Below are 11,782 nucleotides of genomic sequence, written 5' to 3' on the forward strand. Positions count from 1 at the left end.
TTTTTAAGATTTGGTTTTTAATAATTGGTATGTGAATTTAATGTTCTAAATAAAAGAGCCGTAATATTCAACGTGTATTTAACACATAAAGTATTACGGCTATTAAATTAATTTTATTGGTTCTTATTTTATAAAACCTTCGGCAGCTGTTAAAGCTTCGGCTATTCCGGCAACATTCTTACCACCTGCGGTTGCAAAGAACGGCTGTCCGCCTCCGCCTCCCTGGATGAACTTACCCAGTTCGCGTACTACCTGTCCGGCATTAAGGCTTTTTTCAGCTACAAGCTCTTTAGAGATGTAGCAGGTAAGCATTGGTTTTCCTTCTTCGGCAGTTGCCAATACAAGGAAAAGGTTAGTGCCTAATGTTCCAAGTTCGTATGCAAGATCTTTAGCCCCGGTAGGGTCAAGATCAACCTGTTTTGCAAGGAACTGAACTCCGTTTATCTCTTTAAGCTCAGTAGCAAGTTCGCCTTTAAGGTTTTTAGCCTTATCGCGAAGCAATGCCTCAAGCTGTTTTTTAAGTTTTGTGTTTTCTTCCTGAAGTGATACCACAGCTTTTAACGTGTCCTGAGGATTCTTAAGAGCAACATTGATGTCTTCAAGATCTTTTTCCTGAGTAGCAAAATAGGCTTTTACCGCTTCGTTTGTTATAGCTTCGATCCTGCGTATACCGGCAGCAACAGCGCTTTCACTTACTATTTTAAAGTACCATATATCGGCAGTGTTCCTAACGTGGATACCACCACAAAGCTCCATGCTTTCGCCAAATTTGATGGCACGTACATTATCACCATACTTCTCACCGAATAATGCCATAGCACCTTCTTCAACCGCCTGTTTAAACGGAATGCTTCTGCGCTCAATCAGTGGAAGATGCTCCTGGATTCTTGCGTTTACAAAATCCTCAACCTGTTTTAGTTCTTCATCTGTCACTTTAGAGAAGTGGGAGAAGTCAAAACGCAGGTAGTTAGGGCTTACCAGTGATCCTTTTTGTTCCACATGCGTTCCAAGGATAGCCCTTAGTGCCTGGTGCAATAAGTGGGTAGCCGAGTGGTTGCTTGCAGAATCACTGCGTAGCTTCTCGTTTACTTTAGCGGTAAAAGAACCATTTACGTTTTCAGGAAGCTTTTTAGCGATATGAAGTATAAGGTTATTCTCTTTTTTAGTGTCAAGTATTTCGATAGTTTCATTAAGGGAGACTAAAGCTCCTTTGTCACCTACCTGTCCACCGCCTTCAGGGTAGAAAGGAGTATTGTCAAGAACGATTTGGTAAAGAATACCGTCTTTTTTAGAGTCTACTTTACGGTAACGTGTAATTTTTACTTCGTTTTCCGTTTGGTCGTAACCAACAAAAGTTTCGATGTTACCTTCAGCAAGCAGAACCCAGTCGTCGGTAGCAACCTCAGAGGCAGCACGCGAACGGTCTTTTTGTTTCTTAAGCTCGGCATCAAAACCTGCTTTGTCGTAAGAAAGTCCTTTTTCTTTAAGGATTAGTGCTGTAAGGTCTTCAGGGAAACCAAAAGTATCATACAATTCAAATGCTTTAGCACCTGATACTTCTTTGCCTTCTGTCTGAGCAACTACATTTTCCAATAGTTGAAGTCCCTGATCCAGTGTTCTAAGGAACGAAGCTTCTTCTTCACGGATAACATTGGTTACCAATGACTGCTGCGATTTGATTTCAGGGAAGAATTCACCCATTTGAGCAGCAAGTACAGCTACAAGCTCGTTAATGAATGGCTCTTTTTTATTAAGGAAGGTAAATCCGTAACGGATAGCTCTTCTTAATATCCTGCGTATAACATACCCTGCACCACCGTTAGATGGAAGCTGCCCGTCAGCGATAGCAAAAGCTACTGCACGAACGTGGTCGGCAATTACACGGATAGCGATATTTACTTTTTCTTCGGCATCGTTAGCTGCCTTTATTGTGTATTTGGCACCTGTAAGCTCTTCAATTTTAGAGATAAGCGGCGTGAAAACGTCTGTGTCGTAGTTTGATGTTACATTCTGTAACACCATGCAAAGACGCTCAAAGCCCATACCCGTGTCAACGTGCTGAGCAGGTAGTTTTTCAAGAGAACCATCGGCTTTACGGTTAAATTCCATAAATACGTTGTTCCATATCTCTACAACCTGTGGGTGGTCATTGTTTACCAATGATTTTCCTGAAACCAACGCTTTCTCTTCTGCTGAACGGATGTCAACGTGAATTTCAGAACATGGCCCACACGGACCCTGGTCGCCCATCTCCCAGAAGTTGTCTTTCTTGTTTCCAAGAATGATTCTATCCTCGTCAATAAGCTCTTTCCAGATGTCATAAGCTTCCTGATCGAACGGAACATTCTCTTCAGGACTTCCTTCGAACACACTCACATAAAGGATGTCTTTTGGTATTTTGTATACTTCTGTTAAAAGTTCCCAAGCCCAGTTAATGGCTTCTCTTTTAAAATAGTCGCCAAAGCTCCAGTTACCAAGCATTTCAAACATGGTATGGTGGTAAGTATCAAAACCTACATCCTCCAGGTCGTTATGCTTACCCGAAACGCGAAGACATTTTTGGGTATCGGCTATACGTTTGCTTTTCGGGGTGCCATTGCCAAGGAAAAACTCCTTGAACTGCGCCATACCCGAATTATTAAACATAAGCGTTGGATCATCTTTGGTAACAATAGGAGCCGAAGGCACAATAAGGTGGCCTTTCTCCTTAAAGAATTCTAAGAATTGTTTTCTTATATCCTGGGATTTCATATACGGACAGAAATTTATTTAATGTTTATTAGCAGGTGCTGCCTTAAAATTAGTGCTAAAACTGTAACATTTACTACATTTGTTCGTTTATCACTTATAGTCGCGGCAGGTATTTTACCTAAGGTGCAAAAATAGAATAATTTAAGACATGGCGAAGGTAAAATATTATTACGACGCAGAAAACTTAGCATACCGTATCATAAAACCTGTAAGGGGAAAAAAAATAGGCGTAGTCCTGCTGTTTTTGTTCTCTGCAGCCCTGTTTGGATTCCTTTGTTTTGTAGTGTTGCTTAATACCCCATACTTTGAAACTCCGAAAGATAAACTTCAGGCCCGTGAGATCGAAAACATGAAAATCCGTTATGAGATACTGAATCATAAAATGGATCAGATTGATGAGGTACTTGAAGAAGTTGAAGATCGCGACAACAATCTTTATCGTGCTTATTTTAATGCTTCTGCCATTCCGGATGAGCAACGTAAGGCCGGATTCGGAGGGGTTAACCGCTATAAGGATCTTGAAGGTTTTGATAATTCAGAACTTGTGATAGGAACCACCAAACGTCTTGATATCATTTCCAAAGAGCTGGTAATACAGTCTAAGTCACTTGATGAAATTGCAAAGCTGGCAAAGGATAAAGAAAAACTGTTGGCTTCTATTCCCGCAATACAGCCTGTAAAGAACGAAGATCTCCGCCAGATGGCATCGGGTTTTGGATACCGTAGCGACCCTTTTACCAAGATACGTAAGTTTCATGCCGGTATGGATTTCTCTGCAAGGACAGGAACTCCCATCTATGCTACAGGTGATGGTGTGGTAGTAGCGGCAGATAACAGGCTTTCGGGTTATGGTAATCGTGTTGTTATTCGTCATGGATTTGGTTACGAAACCCTGTATGGACACATGAGCCGTTTTAAAGCGAAAGCCGGGCAGAAGGTAAAAAGGGGAGATGTTATAGGCTATGTGGGTAGCACCGGACGTAGTGAGGCTCCGCACCTTCATTATGAAGTGCATAAAAACGGTGAGGTGGTAAACCCGCTTAACTTCTATTATGGAAATATTTCTGCTAAAGAATACATTTTAATTTCTAAATTAGCTAACCAGGAAAACCAATCGCTTGACTAATGCATTTAGAACTGCCTGAAAAAAGATATTACAGTATAGGCGAACTCGCCAAAGCATTCAATGTTAATGCATCGCTCATCCGTTTTTGGGATAAGGAATTTGATATTCTTAAACCTAAGAAAAACGCGAAAGGCAACCGTATGTTTACTCCTGAAGATGTAAAGAACCTGCAGCTGATTTACCATTTGGTAAAAGAGCGTGGCTTTACATTAGAAGGTGCAAAAGTGCATCTTAAGGAAGGACAGAAAAAAACACTCGATAAATTTGAAATTATCAGTAAATTAGAATCAATTAAAACAAATTTGATAAACCTTAAAAACGAACTTTAAAAACCAACAAACATGAAAAAATGGATTATCCCCGTAGTAATTATTGCAGCAATAGTAATAATTGGCTTTTTTTGGGCAATGGGTATTAAGAATGGGGCTTTAGGAAAAAGCCAGGCAGTAGGAAGTGCATGGGGTAATGTTGAAACCGCATACCAACGTAGAAATGACCTTATTGGTAATCTGGTTGAAACAGTAAAAGGGGCTGCTAACTTTGAAAAAAGCACTCTGGTAGAAGTTATAGAAGCAAGAAGTAAAGCTACATCAGTGCAGGTAAATGCTGCCGATGCAACTCCTGAACAACTTGAGGCATTCAGTAGAGCGCAAGCTAATCTTATGGGATCAGTTAACAAGTTAATAGGTAATGTTACTGTAGAAAAATACCCTGAACTGAAAGCAAACCAAAATTTCCTTAAACTTCAGGATGAGCTGGCTTCGACTGAGAATACGATTCAAACCGTGCGTACGCGTTACAATGAGAGTGTACAGGATTATAACAATTATGTACTTAGGTTTCCTAACTCTATGTTCTTAGGCGAATATAAAGAAAAACCATACTTTAAATCGGTAGAAGGTGCTGACAAACCGGTAGAAGTTAAATTCTAATCAAAACGTTATGCCCACAAACAATGATTTCCTGACTTCTGCTGATGAAGAGGTAATAGTTGCAGCTATACAGCAGGCCGAAAAGAATACTTCGGGAGAAATTAGGGTGCATATCGAAAATCATAGTGAAAAACCTCCTCTCGAAAGAGCTCAGGAGGTTTTTTATCAATTAGAGATGCATAATACCGCAATGCGAAACGGCGTATTGTTTTATGTTGGTATTGATGACCGCAGTTTTGCCATTATTGGTGACGAGGGTATTGATAAAGCTGTTGAAAATGATTTTTGGGACTGTACAAAAGATGTGATTATTAATCATTTTAAGGAGAAACGTTTTAAAGATGGACTTGTTGCAGGGATACTTAGGGCAGGCGAAAGGCTAAAAACCTATTTTCCTTATGCTGATGACGACAAAAACGAATTGCCTGATACTATATCTAAAGGATAAAATGAAAAAAATAAAACAATTGAGCCTTTTGCTTCTGCTGATTTCATTTCTGTTGCCAGCAATAGGTTTTGCACAGTTTGATATTCCTCCCAAACCTGATTTACAAACCAGTGTTTATGATTATGCCGGAATTTTAAGTGCTTCTGAAAAGACAGCACTTGAACAAAAGCTTATAAGTTATTCAGATTCTACTTCTACGCAAATTGTTGTAATTACAGTTGAAACTATTAAAGGTGAAAGTATCGGATTACTTACCCCAAAATGGGCCCATGAATGGGGAATAGGACAGGCTGATAAAGATAACGGTGTTTTAATCCTTCTTGCAGAAAAGGAACATCAGATATGGATATCTCCGGGATATGGTGTTGAAGACAGGCTTAGTGCCGGAATAGTGGGACAAATGACCCGTGATGTAATAATACCTGAATTTAAAGCAGGCAGTTATTATAATGGACTTGATAAAGGTTCAGATGCTATTTTTCAACTCTTAAAAGGAAAATATAAAGAAGAACGTAAAAACCTTAAAAAAGGCAAAGGCGATGGTGGAGGCGGCGGAATCTTTATTTTTATTATAATCTTCATTATTATTATAATTATCCTTTCCAGAAGGGGCGGTGGTCGTGGAGGAAATAATGGAGGTGGTGATTTTGGATCGACACTTACAGATATTCTTATTTTAAGCAGCCTTGGCCGAGGAGGAGGTTCACGTGGCGGATTTGGAGGCTTCGGTGGAAGTTCCGGCGGTGGCTTTGGCGGTGGCTTTGGCGGTGGCGGCTTCAGTGGCGGCGGTGCCGGAGGGAGCTGGTAAAAATAACAAGAAAGGCTGCAATTGCAGCCTTTTTTATTTAGAAGAACCAGAAACGATTGTCTCCGTCGTCGTCTTTTTTCTTAGTTCCGAATTTATCAAGCTTAAGGCTTAATGAGAACATTACATAGCGTTTAAGCACTGTGTTTTGCATATCGGTTACCGCAGTAGGCGATATGTATCGGGAAGTCCCCTGGTTTTGATTCAGGATATCATATACCTTAACCTTAAACATTAGTTTGTTGCTTAAGAAATTATACCCAAGACTGGTATTCCACAAAAAGAAATCTTTTTTAAATCCATCTCCTAAATTAGAATTGTAGGTATAGGTAAAGTCATTACCCCATACAATATGCTTTGGCCAGTAGCTTGTGGTTTGCAGTCCTGCTTTGTGAACAAAGTTCGACTGGAAATCGGTAGCGTAGTTGGTATAATGCGATTCGTTGTATGTAAAGCTGTATATAGGGCTTATATTCAGTAATTCGCCGTAATCATAGCTAAAACCTACTTTTGGTCCAATAGAATATGAAGTGGCTTCATATTCAAGGTTGTTGGTTATACCTTTGTCAAATCGCATCGAGCTGTACATACTAATGTTAACCTTGTATTTGCTGGCACCTTCCGTTTTTATTTGTTTATTCCAGTTTCCACCCAGCCAGGCGTCATAGGTTCCGTTCATATTGCCGTACAGAACGGTTCGTTTAGCACTTGCGTCTACATCGGTAAAAGTTATTACTTCGTTCTCGTTGTAGGTCGCACCGCCATAAAATGAGTAGCCGCTATTAGTAGCCCAGTCATAATCGTAAAAACTAAGGTACACAGAGTGCGCGACATTAGGGTTCAGGTTTTCGTTTCCTGTGGTCGTATACATAGGACTGCTCAGGTCGGTAATAGGTAATATCTGAGATGCCAATGGCATATTTGCATTATAGTTGTAGTTGACATATACCGACTGGGATTTGCCTAATTTTAAATGAGCATTGGCATTTGCATAAGGCAGCATGTAATTGCGGTTTACAGTATAATCAGTACCCATATAAGAACCGAAATTCCTGAAATTAATTACCGATGTACCTAAAGAAGCTCCAAAGCTGTATTTCTTCTTAACTAGGTTAAAACCTGCATAAGGCGTTATTTTGGTTGTATTGCCTCTTGTATAATTTGTAAGCTCATCTGATATGTCTGAAAAGCTGTTGGTGCCATCATTAAAATTAAACCCCTTACGGTTTTGAACACTAGTTTCATCCCTGAACTGGGTACCAACTTTAATACGAAGGGAATCGGTAATGGGTTCGGTGAAATTAATGCGTGCGTCGTAATAGTCTTTTTTGTTTCCGTTGGTAACTAGTTGATTTCTTATATCGGCCCGGGTTTCATCTATACCGTCATCATTGGTGTCTTCATAAAAGAAAGTTGAAGAATTGGTATACTGTGAACGGTCTTCTGTATTGTTTTCAGTACTTAACTCAAGACTGATCGATCTGCCTTTTTTGTTTAGCATTTTTGTTGCTGTAAGCTCAGTTTCAAAACCGTTATTGTCATTGTTATTACTGTTGGCACCACTGCTTTCGTTAAGTAGTTTTCCATCCTGGTTTTTTGTATTGCTTCTCGATTCGCTGTTTGTCCTTTCGCTTGCTTTTACAAATTTTGGAGCAAAGTATAAAGTAGTAGTCGAATCTACCTTAAATTCAAATTCTGAGCTAAAGTTATGGGCGTATTTAAAGGTATCCGTTCTTGATTCTGATTCACTTATAAGACTTTTGTTTGAAGATGTATTTGGTGTGCCGTTATCTTCTGTTGGCAAAAAGGTTTCCGATCTTGTTTTGCTTCTGTTTTCTGTGTCGGCACCGGTATAAAAATAATTGATATTAGGGTCGAAACCTTTAAACCACTGATCACCATAGGTGATGCCGAAAATATTAGTGCGGGTAATACCATTTCCTCCGCCAAAATGCATTCCGTTTATCCCGAAACTGCCATCTCCACTCATGTAAATGCTGTTGTTGCCACGTCCGCCGCTCATGCTGTCAAACACTTCATTCATGCTGAAACCGGTGGTGTTAATATTGTTGGAAGAGGCAAGTAAACTTATCTTTCTGTTTCCTTTAAAATAGTTTACCAAAGCATTGGCTTCATAACGTTTGTCGCTTCCGTATCCACCTACAAAACGACTGAAGAATCCTTTGTTCTTGTCTTCGTCTATGGTCAGGTTTATACTGGCATTGTTACCTTCGGCATCTTTTCCTGTATATTCTTCTTCCTTTGTTTTGGTATCGGTTACCTGAACTTTATTGATGATTTCAGCCGGTAAGTTCTCTAAAGCAATTTTACCGTCTTTATCAAAAAAAGGTTTGCCATTAACGAGTATCTGGTTAACTTCTTTTCCGTTTACCTTTATTTTTCCCTCATCGTCAACTGTTACGCCGGGCAATTGTTCGAGCAACGTTTTTACGTTGGCATCGGGGCGTACTTTAAAAGAAGCAGCATTAAATTCCAGGGTGTCTTTTTTTACACGGATAGGAGGGATTTCGTTCTCGATTACGAGTTCATTCAGTTCTGTTGATCTGTCTGCAAGCTTAAGTGCGCCAAAGTCTCTATCCTGCTCAATGCTTTGTATCTCTTCTTTGTAATCGGCAAGCCCTACATACGATACTTTTAAGAATACAGGATTGCTGAGTTTTCGAGTTTTAAGTTCCCAATTACCATTTTTATCTGTAATGGTGTAGTTTACTATTGAAGAATCTTTTACAGCAGTAAGATATACAGTTGCAGATTCAAGTGGAAAATTTTGGTCATCTGTAATTTTTCCCTTAAGGGTGATGTTTTGCCCTGATACGAGTATAGTAGTAAAAAAGAGCAACAGTGTTAGTAATTTTTGCATGAACGATTAGCTGGTTAGTAAGGTTATCCTTATAAAACAGCTAAGTAAATACTTTAGTATGAATAGTGATGTTAAAATTTAGAATTTAATCCATTCTTCTCATTTCAAATCGTCTTCCTCTTGGTACGTTGTTACCTTTTATACCTCCAAATTTTTCAAGTTTGTAGGTAAGTGAGAACATCACATAACGTTTTAGTACGGTGTTTTCCTGATCAACAATACTTGTAGGGCCTATAGTGCGCGAAGTTCCAAGGTTTTGGTTTAATACATCGTATACCTTTACTTTAAATAAAAGGTCGTCGTTCAGGAAATTATAACCAATACTGGTATTCCATAAGTAAAAGTCCTTTTTGTAACCATTAGCAATGTTAGAATTATAAGTATATCCAAAGTCGTTGCCAAACACTACATGTTTAGGCCAGTAGCTGGTAGTTTGCAGATTTAAGCGATGTACATAATTTGAGCTGGAACTGATTCTGTAATTGGTATAATTATATTCATTGTAAGTGTACGTGTACGAAGGATTTATAACGAGCAGCTCACCATACTCATAATTGAAATTTACAGAAGGGCTTAATCGGATGGATTTACTGTCGTATAATTGTTCATTTAAAAACCCTTTGTCAATGCTATACCCTGTAGATCCGGAAAGACTTAAGCGATAGGTATGTGCGTCGCTTTTTATGGTCTTATTCCAGTTAACGCTAAGTGAGCTGCTCATGGTTCCCGAAATATTTTTATAAGTAGTAGTGTTTTTACCACTATTGTCGGTAATAGTGTATTGAGAAACCTGGCTCTCATAAAATGTAGAGCTTAGCCATAAATTGAAACCACTTTTTGAGACCATATTAAAGTTACGATATCCGGCTCTTAATCTGTGCGATTTGTTTGGGTTCAGATCGGGATTACCAACGGTAGTGTTTAATGGGTTACTGAGGTCGGTTACCGGTAATATTTGCGAAGACTGAGGGAAACTTACAGAGTAGTTGTAATTGAAATTCATCGATTTGCTTTTTGTAAACGAATATCTCAGGTTCATGTCGGCCAATGGTAAAAGGTAATCTTTATTGAGCCTGTAATTTTGCCCCATGTAAGATGCATAATTATTAAAAGACGCAACATTGGTTCCTGCACCGGCATTTACAAAGAGTTTGCCTAAATCAAAACGAACACCTGCCCTAGGTGAAAAAGTAGAAGTTGTTGAGGTTAGGTAGTTTGATAAAGCATCATTATAAGTTGAGTAATTACCGGTATCTGTATCATAATCGTAAGTATTTCGATCGTCAACCGAGCGGGTAAAATTGTATTCAGTACTAAGATTAAGCTCAAGAGAGTCGGTAATAGGTTCGGTATATTCTAAAAGTGCATTATAAGAGTCTGAATAAGAGTTGGTGTTAATTATCTGGTTCCTATCATCAGTCTCAACGATTGTTTCTGTTCCCGGATATCTATATTTTAAAGTGCTCGAATGATTTAAGCTCTTGTCATCATTTTTTGTATTGGAGTTTCCAAATTCAGCACTTATTCCTCTTCCTTTTCGGGAGGTAAACTGCTTATTGTAGGTAAACTGGTTGCTAAATGAATTTGAATTGGTCTCGCTGTTACTGAAAGAGTTGCTTTCGTTCATGCGTTTTCCATCGGCAATACGGTCAGAAAATCTTTGTGATTCACTATTTGATCTTGAATTGGTAACATTAAATCTTGGAGCAAAATGCAGGGTAGACGTAGAGTCTATTTTGTACTTAAAGTCACTGTTGAAAATATTTGAATACCTCTCGTTTTCGGTTTTAGAAACCGATTGTGTTGTATAGCTCTTGTCTATTTCAGTGTCAGGATTATCTTCATCCTTGCTAACAGGAAGATAATTTGTTGAAGTCGTTCGGTTGTTGTTTTCGGTATTTGTACCTGTATAGTTATAGCTCAAGCCTGAATCAAATCCTTTAAACCATTCATCTGCATAATTGAATCCTACAAGGTCGGTTCTGGTAATACCCTTTCCACTGCCGGTATTGAGCAATCCTGAAGCATTACGTCCGCTACCCATGCTGTCAAATACTTCATTGAATGTAAAGCCAGATGAGTTAATGTTGTTTGAGGCTGCCAGGAGGCTAACTTTCATTTTGTTTTTAAAATAGTTTACGATGAGGTTGCTTTCATAACGGTCGTCAGTACCGTAGCCTCCCATTACTTTACCAAAAAAGCCTTTATTTTTGTCCTTTTTAATGGTAAGGTTTATGCTGGAATTATCTCCGCTGGCTTTTTGTCCTGCAAGTTCTTCTTTCTTGGTTTTGGTGTCACTTACCTGTACTTTTTCAATAATTTCTGCAGGTAGGTTTTTAATGGCGATTTGTCCGTTAGAATCAAAAAAAGGCTTTCCGTTTACCAGTATCTGGTTTACTTCCTTACCGTTCACGGTTATCTTACCATCGGCATCAATGTCTACACCCGGGAGTTGCTTCAAGAGAGTTTCTACATTGGCGTCAGGTCGTACCTTAAACGATGCCGCATTAAACTCCAACGTATCTTTTTTAATACGGATAGGAGGCACTTCGCTTTGTATTACTACCTCATTCAGTTCGGTTGACTGGTCGGCTAATTTTATGGTTCCAAAATCACTATCCTGTTCCAAAGACTGAAATTGTTCTTTATAGTTTTGGAGGCCAACATAAGAAACTTTCAGGAATACCGGGCTGGTAATCTTTTTCGTTTTTATTTCCCATAAGCCTGTCTTTCCTGATATGGTATAGTCAATAACGGATGAATCTTTAACCGATGACAGATAAATTGTTGCCGATTCTAAAGGAAAGTCCTGTGAATCAGTGATTTTTCCTTTCACGGA

8 protein-coding genes are annotated in these 11,782 nt (G+C 39.0%); 5 read left to right on the forward strand and 3 right to left on the reverse strand.

Features of this window, described 5'->3' with window-relative positions; translation table 11 throughout:
* Window positions 1-123: 123 nt before the first annotated feature.
* Entirely contained in the window at window positions 124-2,751 is a 2,628-nt protein-coding gene (gene alaS, locus ACFSR3_RS13320; protein WP_379821629.1) for an alanine--tRNA ligase, read from the reverse strand.
* A 148-nt stretch (window positions 2,752-2,899) separates the two neighbouring features.
* Here alaS and ACFSR3_RS13325 point away from each other — a divergent pair, with 148 nt between their 5' ends.
* From ACFSR3_RS13325 to ACFSR3_RS13345, 5 genes are read left to right on the forward strand one after another with little or no spacing between them, the layout of a single operon-like run.
* The gene (locus ACFSR3_RS13325; RefSeq protein WP_114756513.1) at window positions 2,900-3,877 is read left to right on the forward strand and encodes a M23 family metallopeptidase; all 978 of its coding nucleotides are present in this window, start codon (window positions 2,900-2,902) and stop codon (window positions 3,875-3,877) included.
* Complete coding sequence (locus tag ACFSR3_RS13330; protein WP_114756514.1) at window positions 3,877-4,206, forward strand: MerR family transcriptional regulator; 330 nt, start codon at window positions 3,877-3,879, stop codon at window positions 4,204-4,206. Before ACFSR3_RS13325 ends, ACFSR3_RS13330 begins: the two co-directional genes overlap by 1 nt.
* A 12-nt stretch (window positions 4,207-4,218) precedes the next feature.
* Window positions 4,219-4,809: a LemA family protein gene (locus ACFSR3_RS13335; protein WP_379821630.1), complete on the forward strand. Its 591-nt coding sequence runs from the start codon at window positions 4,219-4,221 to the stop codon at window positions 4,807-4,809.
* Between the two features lie 10 nt (window positions 4,810-4,819).
* A complete protein-coding gene (locus tag ACFSR3_RS13340) occupies window positions 4,820-5,257 on the forward strand; it encodes a TPM domain-containing protein (protein ID WP_379821631.1) in 438 nt (145 codons plus the stop codon).
* Between the two features lies 1 nt (window position 5,258).
* Window positions 5,259-6,065 (forward strand): TPM domain-containing protein, encoded by an 807-nt coding sequence (locus tag ACFSR3_RS13345; protein ID WP_379821634.1) that lies wholly within the window; start codon window positions 5,259-5,261, stop codon window positions 6,063-6,065.
* A 37-nt stretch (window positions 6,066-6,102) separates the two neighbouring features.
* Here the strand turns inward: ACFSR3_RS13345 and ACFSR3_RS13350 are convergent, their stop codons facing one another.
* Entirely contained in the window at window positions 6,103-8,943 is a 2,841-nt protein-coding gene (locus ACFSR3_RS13350; protein ID WP_379821636.1) for an outer membrane beta-barrel protein, read from the reverse strand.
* An 85-nt stretch (window positions 8,944-9,028) separates the two neighbouring features.
* The gene (locus tag ACFSR3_RS13355; RefSeq protein WP_379821638.1) at window positions 9,029-11,779 is read right to left on the reverse strand and encodes an outer membrane beta-barrel protein; all 2,751 of its coding nucleotides are present in this window, start codon (window positions 11,777-11,779) and stop codon (window positions 9,029-9,031) included.
* Window positions 11,780-11,782 lie beyond the last annotated feature (3 nt).

This window comes from Flavobacterium suzhouense, from assembly GCF_042684765.1.
Classification (GTDB): domain Bacteria; phylum Bacteroidota; class Bacteroidia; order Flavobacteriales; family Flavobacteriaceae; genus Flavobacterium; species Flavobacterium suzhouense.